General features: G+C 68.5%; 17 protein-coding genes. 13 read left to right on the top strand and 4 right to left on the bottom strand.

Translation table 11 applies throughout. The annotated features are described in order from the left end of the window. Positions 1 to 264 precede the first annotated feature (264 nt). The 6 genes from mihF to ACIHAX_RS04785 all read left to right on the top strand — a co-directional run bounded on the left by mihF (position 265) and on the right by ACIHAX_RS04785 (position 6781). The gene (mihF, locus tag ACIHAX_RS04810) at positions 265 to 585 is read left to right on the top strand and encodes an integration host factor, actinobacterial type (protein ID WP_028476708.1); all 321 of its coding nucleotides are present in this window, start codon (positions 265 to 267) and stop codon (positions 583 to 585) included. 8 nt (positions 586 to 593) lie between these two features. Further along, positions 594 to 1178 (top strand): guanylate kinase, encoded by a 585-nt coding sequence (gene gmk, locus ACIHAX_RS04805; RefSeq protein ID WP_355070634.1) that lies wholly within the window; start codon positions 594 to 596, stop codon positions 1176 to 1178. A 172-nt stretch (positions 1179 to 1350) separates the two neighbouring features. Beyond that, on the top strand, positions 1351 to 1626 hold the full coding sequence (gene rpoZ / locus ACIHAX_RS04800; protein ID WP_355070636.1) for a DNA-directed RNA polymerase subunit omega: 276 nt from the start codon (positions 1351 to 1353) through the stop codon (positions 1624 to 1626). Between the two features lie 44 nt (positions 1627 to 1670). Further along, positions 1671 to 2894 (top strand): bifunctional phosphopantothenoylcysteine decarboxylase/phosphopantothenate--cysteine ligase CoaBC, encoded by a 1224-nt coding sequence (gene coaBC / locus ACIHAX_RS04795; RefSeq protein ID WP_364425812.1) that lies wholly within the window; start codon positions 1671 to 1673, stop codon positions 2892 to 2894. Between the two features lie 229 nt (positions 2895 to 3123). Then, positions 3124 to 4335 carry a methionine adenosyltransferase gene (gene metK, locus ACIHAX_RS04790; RefSeq protein WP_355070640.1) on the top strand — a complete coding sequence of 404 codons (1212 nt, stop codon included), beginning with the start codon at positions 3124 to 3126 and terminating at the stop codon, positions 4333 to 4335. A gap of 154 nt (positions 4336 to 4489) precedes the next feature. Next, the gene (locus ACIHAX_RS04785; protein WP_397276042.1) at positions 4490 to 6781 is read left to right on the top strand and encodes a primosomal protein N'; all 2292 of its coding nucleotides are present in this window, start codon (positions 4490 to 4492) and stop codon (positions 6779 to 6781) included. A 396-nt stretch (positions 6782 to 7177) separates the two neighbouring features. On the opposite strand, the gene ACIHAX_RS04780 is transcribed toward ACIHAX_RS04785, so the two are convergent. Next, entirely contained in the window at positions 7178 to 8020 is an 843-nt protein-coding gene (locus ACIHAX_RS04780) for an NAD(P)H-binding protein (protein ID WP_364425809.1), read from the bottom strand. Between the two features lie 73 nt (positions 8021 to 8093). Here ACIHAX_RS04780 and ACIHAX_RS04775 point away from each other — a divergent pair, with 73 nt between their 5' ends. The 5 genes from ACIHAX_RS04775 to ACIHAX_RS04755 all read left to right on the top strand — a co-directional run bounded on the left by ACIHAX_RS04775 (position 8094) and on the right by ACIHAX_RS04755 (position 12971). Next, complete coding sequence (locus ACIHAX_RS04775; RefSeq protein WP_355070644.1) at positions 8094 to 8672, top strand: TetR/AcrR family transcriptional regulator; 579 nt, start codon at positions 8094 to 8096, stop codon at positions 8670 to 8672. Positions 8673 to 8774: 102 nt separating this feature from the next. Continuing rightward, entirely contained in the window at positions 8775 to 9428 is a 654-nt protein-coding gene (locus tag ACIHAX_RS04770) for a PadR family transcriptional regulator (protein ID WP_355070646.1), read from the top strand. Positions 9429 to 9542: 114 nt separating this feature from the next. Continuing rightward, complete coding sequence (locus ACIHAX_RS04765; protein WP_397275849.1) at positions 9543 to 10496, top strand: esterase/lipase family protein; 954 nt, start codon at positions 9543 to 9545, stop codon at positions 10494 to 10496. 676 nt (positions 10497 to 11172) lie between these two features. Further along, positions 11173 to 11751 carry a TetR/AcrR family transcriptional regulator gene (locus ACIHAX_RS04760; RefSeq protein WP_355070650.1) on the top strand — a complete coding sequence of 193 codons (579 nt, stop codon included), beginning with the start codon at positions 11173 to 11175 and terminating at the stop codon, positions 11749 to 11751. Beyond that, a complete protein-coding gene (locus ACIHAX_RS04755; RefSeq protein WP_397275847.1) occupies positions 11748 to 12971 on the top strand; it encodes an NADH:flavin oxidoreductase in 1224 nt (407 codons plus the stop codon). The genes ACIHAX_RS04760 and ACIHAX_RS04755 overlap by 4 nt, the downstream gene beginning before the upstream one ends. Before the next feature lie 162 nt (positions 12972 to 13133). On the opposite strand, the gene ACIHAX_RS04750 is transcribed toward ACIHAX_RS04755, so the two are convergent. Beyond that, entirely contained in the window at positions 13134 to 13418 is a 285-nt protein-coding gene (locus ACIHAX_RS04750; protein WP_397275845.1) for a hypothetical protein, read from the bottom strand. A 173-nt stretch (positions 13419 to 13591) separates the two neighbouring features. Next, the gene (locus ACIHAX_RS04745) at positions 13592 to 13735 is read right to left on the bottom strand and encodes a hypothetical protein (protein ID WP_397275843.1); all 144 of its coding nucleotides are present in this window, start codon (positions 13733 to 13735) and stop codon (positions 13592 to 13594) included. A 262-nt stretch (positions 13736 to 13997) separates the two neighbouring features. Here ACIHAX_RS04745 and ACIHAX_RS04740 point away from each other — a divergent pair, with 262 nt between their 5' ends. Both ACIHAX_RS04740 and ACIHAX_RS04735 read left to right on the top strand, forming a co-directional pair. After that, positions 13998 to 14120, top strand: coding sequence for a hypothetical protein (locus ACIHAX_RS04740; RefSeq protein WP_364425799.1), 123 nt, complete (start codon positions 13998 to 14000; stop codon positions 14118 to 14120). Between the two features lie 362 nt (positions 14121 to 14482). Continuing rightward, a complete protein-coding gene (locus tag ACIHAX_RS04735; protein ID WP_355070654.1) occupies positions 14483 to 14728 on the top strand; it encodes a CsbD family protein in 246 nt (81 codons plus the stop codon). Positions 14729 to 14812: 84 nt separating this feature from the next. Here ACIHAX_RS04735 and ACIHAX_RS04730 read toward each other — a convergent pair whose 3' ends face one another. Continuing rightward, positions 14813 to 17044, bottom strand: coding sequence for a hypothetical protein (locus tag ACIHAX_RS04730; RefSeq protein WP_397275841.1), 2232 nt, complete (start codon positions 17042 to 17044; stop codon positions 14813 to 14815). Between the last annotated feature and the right edge of the window lie 23 nt (positions 17045 to 17067).

The following is a 17067-nucleotide window of genomic DNA, read 5'->3' as shown; positions in this document are numbered from 1 at the left end:
GCGCTGCCGTCTCGCAACCCTTCCGCAAACCATTCGGTTTGTCGAAAAAGCCCTGCTGGCGGCACATTTCGCTGATTCGGCATCGCGATGCGCTCGATGGCGCGGGCGGCACCGGCGCCGGGCCGCCGTGGTGCGGTCCATATCCGGAATCATGCGCTGACCTGGGGGGTGGGTTCGCAATCGGCGGACGTCGTGGGTACGGTCGCTGAGACTGCCGGGTTACCGGCAGGAGTTGAATGCAATGAACGATGAGACGGAGGAACCGTGGCCCTTCCCCAGCTGACTGACGAGCAGCGCGCCGCTGCTTTGGAGAAGGCGGCTGCCGCTCGCCGCGCTCGGGCGGAGCTCAAGGAGCGCTTGAAGCGTGGCGGCACCAACCTGAAGCAGGTGCTCACCGACGCCGAGACCGACGAGATCCTCGGCAAGATGAAGGTGTCGGCGCTGCTGGAGGCCCTGCCGAAGGTGGGCAAGGTCAAGGCGGCGGAGATCATGAGCGAGCTGGAGATCGCCCCCACCCGGCGGCTGCGCGGACTCGGCGACCGGCAGCGTAAGGCGCTGCTGGCCCGGTTCGACTTCGACGCCTGACAACGAGGGTGATCGAACACACGCGGAAGGGTCGACTGGTCGTACTGGTCGGCCCCTCGGCCGTGGGCAAGTCCACCGTGGTCCGCTGTGTCCGCGAACGACTGCCCTACCTGGTCTTCAGCGTGTCGGCAACGACCCGGGCCCCGCGGCCCGGGGAGGTCGACGGCCTCGACTACCACTTCGTCTCCCGTGCGGAGTTCGACGCGATGATCGAGGCGGATGAACTGCTCGAGTGGGCGGACATCCACGGCGGGTTGCAGCGTTCGGGCACCCCCGCCGGGCCGGTGCGCGCCGCACTGGCGGAGGGCCTTCCGGTACTGGTCGAAGTGGATCTCGAGGGCGCGCGATCGGTGCGCCGGGCGATCCCCGAGGCGATTCTGGTTTTCCTTGCCCCGCCGAGCTGGGACGAGTTGGTGGCGCGACTGACCTCGCGCGGCACCGAGTCGCCCGAGGTGATCGAGCGCCGCTTGGAGACGGCCAGGATCGAGCTGGCGGCCTGTGACGAGTTCGACATTGTTATCGTCAACGACGAGGTGACCAGCGCCTGTGAGCAGTTGGTATCGTTGTTCGTTAGCACAAATTCGAGTTCGTGACCCCCACCTGCGCATGAGCGATCAGGCCCGGAGGAGGTAGCCTGCGTATTCACGTAGGGCCTTCGCGCATGCGCAATCCACTCCGGCATGAGTGACCAGGCCCGGAGGCGGCACGCCGCCGCACTCGCAGGGCCCCTCGTTCATCCGACCGACCACAGCAGGAGTCTTCCTAGTGACGGACACCAAGACCGCGCCCGCTTACGACACGCCGGTCGGCCTCACCAACCCGCCGATCGACGAGTTGCTGGAGCGCACGTCGTCCAAGTACGCCCTGGTCATCTACGCGGCCAAGCGGGCCAGGCAGATCAACGATTACTACAACCAGCTCGGCGACGGCATCCTCGAGTACGTCGGCCCGCTGGTCGAGCCGGGTCTGCAGGAGAAGCCGCTGTCGGTCGCCCTGCGCGAGATCCACTCCGACCTGCTCGAGCACTCCGAAGGCGAGTGAGGCGAACCCCGGTTCGCCGTGACCACTACTAGGCCGGAGGCGTAGTGACCACAAGGATCGTCGTCGGTGTAGCCGGAGGCATCGCCGCCTACAAGGCGTGCTCTCTGGTCCGGCGATTCACCGAGACCGGACATGACGTCCGGGTGATCCCCACCACCTCGGCGCTGGAGTTCGTCGGCAAGGCGACCTTCGAGGCACTGTCCGGGAACCCGGTGCACACCGGCGTGTTCTCCGACGTGCCCGAGGTGCCGCATGTTCGGCTGGGCCAGGAGGCGGACCTCGTGGTCATCGCCCCGGCGACCGCCGACCTCATGGCCCGCGCCGCGTCCGGCCGCGCCGACGACCTGCTCACCGCCACGCTGCTGACGGCCCGATGTCCGATCTTGTTCGCGCCCGCGATGCACACCGAGATGTGGGAGCATCCGGCGACCGTCGCCAACGTCGCGACCTTGCGCGCCCGCGGTGCGACCGTCATGGAGCCCGCGGCGGGCCGGCTCACCGGCGCCGACACCGGCCCTGGACGGCTGCCCGAGCCCGAGGAGATCTTCGGCCTCGCGTCGCTGCTCATGGAGCGTGCCGACGCGATCCCGCGGGATCTGGCGGGCCGCCGGGTCGTCATCACGGCGGGCGGCACCAGGGAGCCGCTGGATCCGGTGCGTTTCCTGGGCAACCGTAGCTCCGGCAAGCAGGGCTACGCGCTCGCGCGGGTCGCGGCCCAGCGCGGCGCCCACGTGACGTTGATCGCGGGCAACACGATCGAGATGGCGGCGCCCGCCGCCGTCGACCTGGTGCACATCACCACCGCCGAACAGCTGAAGACCGCCGTCGACAAGCACGCCGTCGGCGCCGACGCGGTGATCATGGCCGCGGCGGTCGCCGATTTCCGGCCGACCAACGTCGCCGCCGCCAAGATCAAGAAGGGCGCAGGCGAGCCCGACGTCATTCCGCTGACCAAGACCGACGACATCCTCGCCGGCCTGGTGCAGGCGCGCCGCGACGGGCAGTTGCCCGGCACCGCGATCGTCGGTTTCGCCGCCGAGACCGGTGACGAGCACGGCGACGTCCTCACCCACGCGCGGGCCAAGCTCGCGCGCAAGGGGTGCGACCTGCTCGTGGTCAACGCGGTCGGCGAGGGCAAGGCGTTCGAGGTGGACACCAACGACGGCTGGCTGCTGGGCGCGGACGGCACCGAACAGGCGCTCGATCACGGCTCCAAGGCGTTGCTGGCCAGCCGTGTGCTCGACGCGCTGAGCGTGTTGCTGCGCTGAGCCGGGCCGCGTCCCTGCCAGGATTGCGATCCGGTCCGTCGTTCGCGACGCCGTCATCAATTCGGCACCGGCACGACACCGGGAGTTCAGCTGTCCGGGATGGCCGCGGCGTTGAGGTCCGCCCTGTCGGTGATTTGGAATAGGCTGAGATATAAGGGTTGCGCAGTCGCGACATCGCGTTACTGTCGCAAGCCGATACGAGTAACCCGTTGAGGGAGAGGGAAGAACTGTGCGCACGTCCGGGAGCCGGCTTTTCACCAGTGAGTCCGTGACCGAAGGTCATCCGGACAAAATCTGTGATGCCATCAGCGATTCCATTCTCGACGCGTTGCTCGCGGAGGATCCGCGCAGCCGGGTCGCGGTGGAAACCCTCGTGACGACCGGCCAGGTCCACGTCGCGGGTGAGGTCACCACGTCGGCGTACGCCGATATTCCCCGAATTGTCCGGGAAAAGGTCCTGGAAATCGGATATGACTCGTCGGCAAAGGGATTCGACGGAAATTCCTGCGGTGTGAATATCGCGATCGGCGCGCAGTCGCCGGATATCGCGCAGGGTGTGGACACCTCGCACGAGGCGCGCATCGGCGGCTCCGACGACGAGATCGAGCGGCAGGGTGCGGGCGATCAGGGCCTGATGTTCGGTTACGCCACCAAGGACACCCCCGAGCTGATGCCGCTGCCGATCGCGCTCGCGCACCGGTTGTCGCGCCGCTTGACCGAGGTGCGCAAGACCGGCGTGTTGCCCTACCTGCGTCCGGACGGGAAGACCCAGGTCACCATCGAGTACGACGGTGATCGCCCGGTCCGCTTGGACACGGTGGTCGTCTCCACCCAGCACGCCGCCGATATCGACCTGGACAACCTGCTCGCGCCCGACATCCGCGAGAAGGTCCTCGACGCGGTGCTCGCCGACCTCGAGCTGCCCAGCCTGGACATCTCGGATATTCGCCTGCTGGTCAACCCCACCGGCAAGTTCGTGCTGGGCGGCCCGATGGGCGACGCGGGCCTGACCGGCCGCAAGATCATCGTCGACACCTACGGCGGCATGGCCCGCCACGGCGGCGGCGCTTTCTCGGGCAAGGACCCGTCGAAGGTGGACCGCTCCGCCGCCTACGCCATGCGCTGGGTCGCGAAGAACGTCGTCGCGGCCGATCTGGCCGACCGCGTCGAGGTCCAGGTGGCCTACGCGATCGGCAAGGCGGCTCCGGTCGGTTTGTTCGTCGAGACCTTCGGCACCGAGAAGATCGACCCGGCACGCATCAGCACCGCGATCACCGAGGTCTTCGACCTGCGTCCCGGCGCCATCATCCGCGACCTGGACCTGCTGCGTCCGATCTACGGGCCGACCGCCGCGTACGGCCACTTCGGCCGCACCGACGTGGACCTGCCGTGGGAGCACACCGACCGCGCCGACAAGTTGCGCGCCGCCGTCGGACTCTGACCTCGATCAGGTCCGAGTGAACGAACCCGCGGCGGACACCCCCGCCACCGAGGCGGACCGTCCGGCCGCGGGTCCCGCGGGCGTGGAGTTGCCGATCGCCCGGGTGCTTCCGCTGCTCTCGCCCGCGCATCTCGACCGCGACTTCGACTACTTGGTGCCTCCCGAGCTGGACGAACTCGCCCAGCCGGGGGTCCGGGTGCGGGTCCGTTTCGCCGGTCGGCTGGTCGACGGCTATCTCCTGGCTCGATCGCGGCACAGTGACCACGGCGGAAAGCTGGTCAAGCTGGAACGCGTCGTCTCCGGCGAACGCGTGTTGACTCCCGAAATCCTGGAGCTGGCCGGCAAGGTCGCGGCCCGATATGCGGGGACGCGTGCCGATGTCCTGCGTCTGGCGATACCACCGCGTCACGCCCGCACCGAGACCGGTGGCGGGAAGAAGTCCGCTGCGGCCCGAGCCGATTCCGCGAACGAGAACCCCGCCACCGCAATTGGTCCCGTGCGGTCGGACGTGGCGAGTTCCGTGTCTGCCGGAGAGTTGCCCGTTGCATCGCCGGAATCCTCTGACCTGCAAGCCGATTCGGCCGGTGTGAGCAGCGCGGCTCCGAAAAGTGGTGCTGCGGCGGAACCGGATTCGAAGCGCGATAGCCCTGGCGCCGGCCGATATGTGCCCGCGCCGGAGAGCGACGAGAAGCTCGATGCCGAGCCGTCCGCACGTGCGCATCCGAAGCTCGGGCCAACCGGCGCGGGGGACTCGGGCGGTGCGGGGGAGACGAGCGGCGACGCCGAAGACCGAACCGCCTTCGTCGATTCGGAGTTTCCGGCCATAGATCTCGCGCCTTGGGAACGGTACGTCCACGGGGCGGCGTTCGTCGCCGCCCTCGGCCAGCGGAAAGGGGCACGCGCGGCCTGGCAGGCACTGCCCGGTGAGGACTGGCCACGACGGCTGGCGGAGCTCGCCGCCGTGGTGGCGCGGCAGGGGCGCAGCGCGATCCTCATGGTCCCCGACCAACGCGACCTCGACCGTGTCCTGGCGGAATGCGTTGGGCTGGTGGGGGACTCGGCAGTCGGGTTGTCCGCCGGTCTCGGTCCAGCGGCTCGGTACCGGCGGTGGCTCGCGGTGCTGCGCGGTTCGGCGCGAGTGGTGGTGGGCACGCGCAGCGCCGTGTTCGCACCGGCGTTGGACCTCGGGCTGATCGCGATGTGGGACGACGGTGACGACACCTACGCCGAACCGCGTGCGCCGTATCCGCACGCGCGTGAGGTGGCGATGTTGCGGGCGCACGAAACCGGTGCGGCCTTCGTCGCGGCGGGTTTCGCGCGCACCGCGGAGATCCAAGCGGTGGTCGATTCGGGTTGGGCGCACGATCTGGTCGCCGATCGTGCCGTGCTGCGCAAGGCCGCGCCGCGCATCAGCGCCCCCGGCGACAGCGATATCGCGCTGGAACGCGATCCGGTCGCCCGTGCTGTCCGAATTCCCGGCGTCGCCTTCGCGGCTGCCCGCGCCGCGCTGAAGGAAGGCGCGCCGGTGCTGGTACAGGTGCCGCGTCGTGGGTACATTCCCGCCCTGGCCTGCGGGAAATGCCGTACTCCTGCTCGATGCCGACACTGCAGCGGACCGCTCGCGCTGCCGGAAGCTCGGGGACCGCGCGGATCGGCCGCCGACCCCGGCGCGGCCGCGCAGAGTCCCGCTTGCCGTTGGTGCGGGATCACCGAGACCGCGTTTCGTTGCACCACCTGCGGGTCGCGCGCACTGCGCGCCGTGGTGATCGGGGCGGCGCGCACGGCGGAGGAGCTCGGCCGTGCGTTTCCCGGCGTACCGATCCGTGCTTCCGGCGGCGGCACCGTGCTCGACACTGTGGAGCCGGGCCCGCAAGTGGTCGTCGCTACGGTCGGCGCCGAGTCGGTGGTTCCCGGCGGCTACGGCGTCGCGTTGTTGCTCGACGGCTGGGCGCTGCTCGGCCGAGCCGACCTGCGTGCCGCCGAGGACGCGCTGCGCCGCTGGATGGCCGCCGCGGCGCTGGTCCGCGCGCACGGCCAGGTCATCGTCGTGGCCGAGCCGTCCATCCCCACCGTGCAGGCGTTGGTCCGATGGGATCCGGTGGGCGCCGCGCGCGCGGAGGTCGCGGCGCGGGCCGAGGTCGGCTTCCCGCCTGCCGTCCGTCTCGCCGCGATCGACGGCACCGCCGACACGATCGCCGAACTGCTCTCGGCGGCGGACCTGCCGGATACGGTCGACCGCCTTGGACCAGTGCCGCTGCCGGACGGCGCCCGCAAACCGTTCTCCTCCGGCGATGCGCCCGCCGAAGTCGAACGCCTGCTGCTGCGGGTCGAGCGGCGCTCCGGAGCGGCGCTCGCGCGTGCCCTGCGCGCGGCTCAGGCGGTTCGCAGCACGCACCGCTCGGACGCCCCCCTGCGCGTGCAAATCGACCCGGTCGACATCGGCTGACGGCTACCGGAGTGCGTCCACCGCTGCCTCGTCGGCATGGGGCCGCGATAGTGCCGCCGGGCACCCGGGCTGTGTCGCGAGGAGGTCGGCGTACTCGGACCGAGGGAAGGAGGGGGGACCGCTCGGTGCACCTGATGTCGTCCGCTCGTCACTCGGCATATCGCGGCGAACCGGCCGCAACGGACCCGCGATCGGATCGCGTCGCTTCATGGCCGACTGGGCAAGCCCGTCGCGCGCCGGGGCTGTCTATGCCGCCCGTTGCCGGAGGCTTCGCTACCCGGGTGGACTGCCCTCGTTCTTGCCCAACCCGGGTGAGCGTGATCGCCTCGGCGTTTCCGGCCAGTGAAACGCCGAAGCCTGCGATCATCTCGCGACAGCGCAGCGCTCGGCCGAGCTTCAGGCGAAGGCCGCTCGATTGCGAGCCGCCCAGTCGGCGTATTTCGTGGCCGGGCGCCCGAGCACACGCGGCACGTCGGGGCTGATCCGCTGCTCGGCGGGTGTCGGCTCGCCGAGGATGGTCAGCGTGTGGTCGGCCACCGGCTCGGGCATGAAGTCGAGCATCGCCGAACGGGCCTGTGCCCGAGTCAATTCCACGAATCGTAGCGGCTCGCCGACTGCCGCGCCGAGTGCTTCGGCCTGGGCGCGCGGGGTAGCGAGCTCGGGCCCGGTCAGGGTGTAGACCTGTCCGTCGTGCCGGTCGTCGCGCAATGCCGTCGCTGCGACCGCGGCGATGTCGGCCGGATCGATCGAGGGAAGACCGACGTCGCCGAACGGCGCTGCGACCAGGCGCTGCGTGCGCACCGCGTCCGCCCACGCGTAGGTGTTGGAGAAGAATCCGGTGGGTCGAAGGAAGGTCCAGGCCAACCCGGAGTCCCTGATCGCCTGTTCGTAGGCGATGAGCCGGGCGTATCCCGCCGCGTCCGGTCGAGTGGCAACGCCCTGCGAGGACACGAAGACCACGCGCCGCACGCCTCCCGAGGCGGCGATTTTCAGCACCTGCTCTGGTTCCGGACCCGCCACCAACTGCTCGCCGGTGATCAGAAGAAACAGGGTGTCGGCTCCCGCGAAGGCGGGGGAGAGGCTTTCCGGCTCGCCCAGATCGGCCCGAACCGAGCGGACTCCGTCGGGCAGCGAAAGATCCGCATGCCGCGCGACGGCTGTCACCTCCTCGCCAGCGTCCGCCAGCGCCCGCACGAGGGGCGCGCCGATATTCCCGGTTGCTCCGGTGACCACGATCATTGTGACTCCTTAGTTAGTTGGCTGACTAAAAAAACGTTAGCCGGTCATCGCCGCGCTGTCTACAGTTAGTTGTGTGACTGACTCACAGGCGAAGGCCGGATCGGGCAAGCGGGAGCGGCTGGTCGAAGCCGCGGTGCGGGTGTTCTATCAGCAGGGCGTGGAGAAGACGACGATCGCCGACATCGCGCGTGCCGCGGACGTTCCGGTCGGCAACGTCTACTACTACTTCAAGACGAAAGACCAGCTCATCGAGGCGGCGATCGGCTCGCACGCGCGCATTCTCGATGCCGTGATCGCCGCGAGCGACCGGCACGAGACGCCTTCGGGGCGGCTGAAGGCCCTGATCGCGGGATGGGTCGCCGATCGTGAGCAGACCGTGCGTTACGGCTGCCCGTTCGGCACTTTGTCCTCGGAATTGGACAAGCGCGGCGACGGGCTCGATACCGCGGCCGCCGAGGTGATGCGCGTGCTGGTGGATTGGGCTGAACGGCAGTTCGCCGCGATGGGACGCGCGGACGCGAAGGAGCTCGCGATCGCCTATGTCGCGGCGTATCAAGGAATTTCCCTGCTCACCAACACTTTTCGGGATCCCGGACTGATGGTCGCCGAAGGGGCGCGGCTGTCGCGCTGGATCGATTCGCTGGTGAGCTGACCTCCAGCTGGGCGCGGATGCCGAAACCGATCCTTGCATTCGATGCATTGACGATATATCGTCGATAGCATGATTCGAACACGAGAGCCTTGGGAGGCTGACATGGAACACCGAGAACATCGAGAATTCGGCCGGCGTGGCCGCGGGCCGGTGCCCGGTCACGAGGGCTTCGAGCACGGGCGGCGCTTTCGCCGCGGCGGACGTCACGGCTTCGGCCCGGAGTTCGGGCCTGGCTTCGGTCCCGGCTTCGGGCCAGGCTTCGGCCCGCATTTCGGACGCGGACGCGGACGCGGCGGCCGGGGTAGGCGTGGTGACGTACGCGCCGCCGTGTTGTTGCTGCTCGCCGAGCAGCCCATGCACGGTTACGAACTGATCCAGCAGATCCGTGGGCGCAGCAACGACATCTGGCGGCCGAGCCCCGGATCGATCTACCCCGCGCTGGCGCAACTGGAGGACGAGGGCCTGGTCCTCATCGAGAAGGTCGCCGGGCGCAAGACCGCGAAGCTCACCGAGTCCGGCACCGAGTACGTCGCCGCGCACCGGGACGAGCTGGGCGATCCGTGGGCGGACGTGCAACAGGACGTCGGCGCACAGGCGATGGACCTGCGCGCACTCGTCGGACAGCTGATGGGGGCGGTGGCCCAGGTCGCGGCGGCAGGCACCCCGCAACAGGCGGCGCGGGCGGCGGAGCTGCTCACCGAGACCCGCAAGTCCCTTTACCGCATCCTCGCCGAGGACGAGACCCCCGAGAAGTAGGGGAGGCGAAACACCCCTATACCGCGCGCATTTCGAGCCGATCAGAGGGATCATTGTGAGATGCGACAGTCGAGCCGAGCGGGAACTTGGGGCGTTTCACACTTGCGTGGTGCCGTGCTGGCCTTCGTGTTGGCCGGTGTGGCCGCGCTCGGCCCGGGCGTGGCGTCGGCCGAGCCGCTCGGCTTCCGCCCGCCCGACGTGCCGACGTACGCCGCTCCACCGCAATCGGACCACCTGGCCGCCGCGTGGTATCAGAAGAGTCATCCGAACGCGGTCCCCAGCGGTACCAACGATTTCGGCTGCGTGCCCAGCGCCCGGCATCCCCGTCCGGTGGTGCTCGCGCACGGGACCGACTCCACAGCCTATTCCGACTGGTCGGGGATCGCGCCGCAGCTGACCGCGGCCGGATTCTGCGTGTTCGCGCTGAACTACGGCGGCAAGCCCGGCGCGCACAGCTACGGCACCGAGGATCTGGTGCTCAGTGCCTACCAGGTCGGTGCGTTCGTCGATCGAGTGCTCGCGGCGACCCACGCGGACAAGATCGATCTGGTCGGGTTCTCGCAGGGCGCGAACGTGACTCGTTACTACGTCAACAAACTGGGCGGTGCGCCGAAGGTCGAGCAATGGGTCGGCCTCGCATCGCCCAGCTACGGCGGTGTGATGTACGGGCTGGTGCCGGTCGCCGAGGCGATCCCGGGCGCTCTGCAGGCGTTCGCTCAGGTGACTTCGCTCGCCGCCGTCCAGCAGGTCGAGGGGTCGCCGCTCATGCTCGATCTCAACGCGGGTGGCGACACGGTGCCCGGGGTGCGGTACGTGACCGTCGGCAGCCACGTCGACGAGATGATCCAGCCGTTCGAGAACATCGCGCTGCGCGGGCCCGGCGCGCGGAACATCGCCCTGCAAGACCTGTGTCCCGCCGACCTCACGGGGCACTTCCACATGGTGTACGACCCGTTCGTGCAGGAGTTGCTGCTCACCCTGCTGGATCCGGGCAGCCCGGCGCCGGTGTGCAGGCCGGTCCCACTCGGCACCGGTATCCCGGAGGTCATCATCGCGGGTCATTCCTGACCGCAACCGCCCGCGGCGCCTGGTTCGCGGCTGTGGGGCGCCAGAGCCCGGTGATCGGACTCGGATCCGGTACCTCGATACAGGCACGCCGAGGCAGCGGACCGCCTACCGGAGGCGTACGCCGTGCCCACCGCCGAGTGGCCGGGCCGTGTCGCCGAGTCCGCCCTGTGTTCGCCCGTGTGCATTCGGCACGCGTACCAGCTGACGCCGAAGCGGCTGAATCCGGTCCGCTGACCGCGACGCGGCCGGTGTGAATACCAGACGCTGCGCTACACGGGCGGCGGTGCTGCTCGCACTGCTCCCGGGTATCGGCGTATTCGGAGGCGATCATGTGCCACGGCTGATCCGAGGGCCGCCCAGCGGCTTGAATTAAGTGCGGACAAAAGCGCCGGACCGCTTGCCGCGACCTGGCTCGACCGACGCCGTGCCGACGCACGTCTGCCGCGTGCGAGGTCGACGCGAAGCTCATCGACTCGGCCCGCCGTGCGTAACACCTTCGCGCTGTGCTCGCGGCCGGGTGTGACGACCTGGTGACGTGCAGTGAAACCCTGCGTTCTATCGGCTTTCGTCCACCACTTCTGGCATCCAGGGCGCAGCTCGGCGCGGTATCGGAGCTTGCGTGAACAAGTTTCAATCAATGATTGAATCAACGATGGAAACGTGCTTGACTTGGCGCATGCCGAAACCGGTCTCCGAAGCCGCGACCACCCGCGATCGTCTGCTGACGGCCGCCGAGCGACTGCTGCTGGAAGGCCGATACGACGAGGTGTCCGTGCGGGGTATCTGCGCGCAGGCAGGAGCGAACCCGGCGGCGGTGCACTACCACTTCGGGTCGAAGGACGCCCTTGTCGCCGCGTTGCTCGAGGAGCGTTTGGGTCCGGTGTGGGCGGACCGGTTGGCCGCTGTCACCGGTGGGCACGGGTCGATCGCCGAGGTGGTCGATGCGGTGATCGAGCCGTTCGTCGAGTTGGCCGCCGATCCGGTGGGCCGGTTGCACCTGAGGCTGCTGGCGCAATTCGTCCTCGGCAGGCAGGTGACCGAGTGGCGGCAGCCGTGGTTCCGGATCGATGCGTGGGTGAGCCTGTTGCCGGGCCTGAGCGAGCGCGAGAGCAGGCGCCGGTGGATGTTGGCGTTCGACCTCCTCATCATGCGATTCGGCAGTGCGGAGCACCGAGAGATGTCGCAGGAGGCGGTGGCCACCCTCCGGGAATTCGTGGTGGCCGGATTGACCGCTCCGACAGGAGAGAAACAATGAACGACGTATTCGCACCCGCCCAGCTCGGGCCGATCACCCTGCGCAATCGGGTGATCAAGGCCGCGACCTTCGAGGGCCGCACGCCGGACGCGCTGGTGACCGACGACTTGATCGAGTTCCATCGCGAGGTCGCCGCCGGTGGCGTCGGGATGACGACCGTGGCCTATTGCGCGGTCGCTCCCGGCGGTCGGACCGACCGGCATCAGATTTGGCTACGCCCGGAAGCGGTGCCGGGGCTGCGGAGGCTCACCGAAGCCGTGCACGGTGCGGGTGCCGCGGTGAGCGCGCAGATCGGCCATGCCGGACCGGTGGCGAACGCGGCCTCCAACCGAGTTCCGGCGCTGGCGCCGAGCCGGATGTTCAGCCCGCTGTCGATGCGGATGATGCGAAGCCCGGACGAGAACGGGATCCGCGAGCTCGTGGCCGCTCATGCCGGCGCGGCGAAGCTGGCCGAGGAGGCGGGTTTCGATGCGGTGGAGATCCATTTCGGGCACAACTATCTGGTCAGCTCGTTCCTGAGCCCCAAACTGAACCGCCGCGCGGACCGGTACGGCGGCAGCTTGGCGAACCGGGCGCGGCTGGCGCGTGAGATCGCCGCCGCGGTAAGGGAAGCCGTGGGCGGCAGGCTCGCGGTGACCGCGAAGCTGAACATGGAAGACGGAGTGCGGGGCGGGCTCACCGTGCCCGAGTCGATCCAGGTCGCCGCGTGGCTGGAAGCCGACGGCAGCCTGGACGCGCTGGAACTGACGGCGGGCAGTTCGCTGCTCAACCCGATGCTGCTGTTCCACGGTGACGCCCCGCGGAAATCTTTCGGCGACGTTCTCCCGGTGCCCGCGCGATGGGGATTCCGTATGGTCGGCAAGGCATTCCTGAAGGAGTATCCGTACCGGGAGGCGTATCTGCTCGAGCGCGCACGGCACTTCCGCAGGGAATTGTCGATGCCGCTGATCCTGCTGGGTGGCATCACGAATCTCGACACCATGCGGCTCGCGCGGGCAGAAGGCTTCGAGTTCGTCGCCATGGGCCGTGCGCTGCTGCGGGAACCGAATCTGTTGCGACGCATCCAATCGGATGCGTCGACGCGGTCGGCGTGCGTGCACTGCAACGAGTGCATGCCCACGATCTACACCTGTACTCGCTGCGTATTCCGTCCCGGTCAGCCGCGCGAACCCGTCGAACTGACGCTGTCGGGCATCGGCGGCGTCGGCACGCAGCAATAGGCGGTCGCTGATCGACCGGCACCGTCTCGGCGAGGGGCAGTCGAACGCGGGCCGTTTGACCGGATGGCATCGCCGTGCCAGAAGGGGCCGAAGAAGCGTGTACGTGAGCGAAACGCGAATTGCACGTGGGCAGTGGGGAGGAACCCCACTTCCTTGCGGCGATCAGTCGTGGAACGCGTAGAGGATCGCGCCGTCGCGGGAGAGGACGGCGCGGATCGCCGCGTAATCGGCGGGCGTCAAGGAGGCACGGCGCTGTTTCCAGAAGGACAAACTCGCCGCCAATCCGGGATCGGCTGTGCCGTGACGGCGGCAGTACTCGGCGAGCGCCACCCGCAAGCGCGGCGATGTCGCGGGGTGCGCGGCGAGGTCGATCAGGCTGGTCAGCGTCGCGCAGGCGGACACGTAGTCGCGGGCCGCGGCGGTCGGGCTCTTCGTATGCTGGTTCATCGTCCTCTGGTGTCGTGACCGTCGGGGCTCGGTACAGTGCGGTTGTTGCCGAAAGCGCTTGCGGCGGAGGAGATTCGCGTGGGCATCAGGTCGGGCCGCGCGCCTACGTTGGCACGCGCGGGGTCGCCCGTGCCAGCCGGGAACCGCTGGATCGAGCGTGCGATCGGATCTTTCTATCGGCGATCCGCGTTGAGCGCGATCTCGAGGTCGACTTCGATGATGCCCTCGCCGGACTCGTCCGCGACCACGGTCGGCGCGATCGCGCCGGTGGCGCGGTAGGTGCGGCGGGGGATCAGCCGTCGCAGCCCCAGCCGCACCCGTCTGGACCCGTGGCCGGGCCATAGCACCAGTTCGAGGGCACTGCCGTCGGGTCACCGCCTTGGCGACCAGGACATCCGTATGAGGCGCGATGCCGAGAATCGGTCCGGTCCGCCACTCGGGCGGCACCGTTCCGCGAATGAGATCGCGCAGGCCTCGGGCCGGTTGAATCGGGTGAGCGTGTGGTGGGCGTTGGTCACTGTCGAGACTCCCGCGAGCGCCGGGCGCCGTTGCGCTCGTCGACTCGGTACCGGGTCGGGCATGGACCAGGGCGTCGGCGAGGTCGGATTCGCGCATCTCGGCGGCGGCGGTGGCGACAAAGATTTTCGTCATCCCGTCACCGTTGATCACGTTGTAGTTGCCGAGGTCGACGCGGGCGCGTGAGCTGCCGCGCAGGCGCGCATCCCGCCCGTCGAAGTCGATGAAACGATCGCGCAGCGTGGTCCAGGTGTCGCGCGCGAGGTTGGGCATCATCGCGTTGAGCCAGGCCACCACGCCCGCGTCGTAGCCGAGCACGGGCCTGCTGATGGCGATCCCGTTGCCGATTCCGGAGTACAACGACCGGGAGCAGCGGCTCACGATGACGCGGTATCGGCAAGGACCGGGCGCGAGCACCCCGCTGCGCTGACCCGTCCTGCCTGCGGGAGAGCGTGACGCGCGAACCGAACTTCGTCGCTCCGGATTCGAGGCCCGTCTCCCGGGTATGCGCCAGATGTCAGCTTGTTCCGATATTCCAGGAGGTTGTTGTGGCTGAACATGGAAGCGGTGCTCGCGAGGGCGTCGAGGGCGTCGTCGAAGACGCCAAGGGCAAGGTGAAGGAAGCGGCCGGTACCGTCACCGGTCATCAGGACCTGAAGGACGAAGGTCGCGCGCAGCAGGACAAGGCGGAATCGCAGCGCGAGGCGGCCGGGAAGGAAGCCGCGGCCGAGAAGGCGCGAGCCGAAGCCGACGTCGACGAGGCCCGTCAGTCCGCCCATCAGCACGGGCGGTAATCACGCGCGGTTCGTCCCATCGGAGGTATCCGCCGCCGTCAGCAGAGCTGGCGGCGGCGGACCGGCGTCATGGGCCCGCTTCGCTCAGTCGCGGTGAACGATGACCGTCACGGACCGATCGGGATGCGGGGTGCCCGGGCCGCCCCGCACGGCGAACACGTCAGCGGGCTTCCTGGACCTCGGTAGCTTGGCCAAGGGAGTGAACTGGTCATCGAGTGCGGTGCGCATCGCGTCGACCAGAGCGCGGTCCAAACGAAGCGTGCGCAGCGAGGCGTAGACGTCCACCCAGGTCGGCAGCGCGAACGAAGCATCGATCCAACTGTGCTGGTCGGGCAGGTAGACGGTGAGAATCGGCGGATCGTTGTACCCGAGCCCGGGCCAGGAGTCCACCGACTGACCGGCCACTTGCATGACGAAAGTCAATGCCTCGGAACGTAATTGCAGCATGCCCCGTTTGACGGCATGGCGGGGGTCATCGCTCCATCCGCTGACATCGAACCGCCTGCAATCGATCACGGTGCGGCGGGAACCCCAGTGCTCGGAGAACCACCGGCGGATCTCGCGATTCCATTCGAGAGCGGCCAGTATGTCGACGCCTCCCGCCTGTGCCTGCGTCAGATCGGGAACCTGTTCGGCGATTTCCGTCATATCCAACGCGGCCTCGGGCTTCGGGTAGCGCCGCGCCAGCCGTACCGGCGATTTGTGTCGTCGGCTGTGTCGGCCGAGCCCTGCGAAGGCGGCGTAGTGGATATCCCAGCCCTGCGGATGGTTGGTCGGCGGCGGTAGGTCGACGGGGAGGCCCGCGACCAGTTCGTCGGCGATCCGATTGGCCACTCCGGCGTCGCCGTAGTGGGTGCGCAGCAGCCGCAATGTGCACACCGCGGCGAGTACATCGATGATCAACGGCGGGTAGCTCGGTACGTCCAAGACGAGAGTGGACGGGGGAAACAACGGCTGGTTCGGTTCGGGACGATCCGGTAGCAGATTGCGCGACGACATCGCTCGGTCGACCGAGATTGTCTGCTGCACAGAGATGTCCGCCACGACACGTCCGCGAAGGAAATCGGAGCGGTCCAGCAGATATTGGGTCAACTCGACCTCGCGTCGACACCACAGGCTGGCGGTGTAGGTCTCGGACCGCACCCTGGCGATCGCCGGTGTGGCGGCGAACAGACGCCACACCATGCCCGTGTTGGACTCGCCGGTGGGGACTGTCATCGCGTCGATGGCGACGTCGGGGGCGCGCCACAGACCGAGTTTCATCAGTTCCGGCTTCGTGTCGCCGGACCGATGGCTGAGCGCCAGGGAAGGCCGTGGCCACCACGGGGCGATGGCGGCGAACGCGAAGGTCGCCACGTCGGCGAGCCGGACATCCCGCCACGGATGAGTGGCGGCGGCTTCTAGCCAGGCCAGAGTCCGCAGTCCCAGGGCATAGCGGCGCAGGACGCACAATCCCAGCGCGCTGACCGGGCGATCCCTGCTGATCAGATAGCCAATGGCGTCCATGATCGGCGGACAGACCAGCAACCTCGCGACGATGCCGACGGCTTCCCGCAGCCGCTCCGGCTCCAGCCCGCGCGACAACCAGAACCAGTGGTCTCGCCACTCGAGTGATTGTCCTTGTTGCGTGGGTACCTTGATCGGCAGCCCGTCGGGCCACGTCGCGCAGTAGAAGGTCTCGATCGCTTCGGCGAGATCCATTCGCAAGTGGTGTGTCTGCTCGAAAGCACCCATCGCTTGGTCGACCCGGCGGATCGTCACGTGATACAGCAGATCCGCATCCGTGGAGGGCGCGCGGAACATGCTCGAAAAGGTGTTTCCGACGATAGAGCTGAGCCACGCGCGGATGAACTGCGATTGCAGGCGGGCTTGTGACGCTTCCTCCGTACTCGTTCGCTGTAGCTCATCCGACAACGAAATCAGCTGGGCAAGACTGTATTCGCGATCGTATTCGAGTGGGCCCGCCTGCGCGAGGACGTCATCGAGCGCGGCCGAGCTGGTCGAACGGCTCACACTGGGTGGAAACAGGTCCCATTCCGTCGCCCCGAAAAGCGGCCAGTCGTCGAGCGCGCCGCGGTGGGACCAGGTCTGGTAGGCGAGCGGGAGCGGTACCCCCTCGATGGCGTGCCGCACCCCGTGGGCGACCCAGTAGTCGTGAGGCCACGGCTCGGTCCACAGAATCGTCGTGTCGTCGCCGAATTTCCGATCCAGCCACTGCCACCACGACTCCCACAATTCGGGATCGATTGGCCGGACCGCCGTCCGGAACCACGCGTAAGCTCCGGCCGCCACCGCCGATGCCTCGGATCGCGACATGTCCGCCTCGAATACGGTTGTCG

The organism is Nocardia sp. NPDC051929 (assembly GCF_044548645.1).
Classification (GTDB): Bacteria; Actinomycetota; Actinomycetes; order Mycobacteriales; family Mycobacteriaceae; genus Nocardia; species Nocardia sichangensis.
This window is presented reverse-complemented; position numbering and strand designations above follow the sequence as displayed.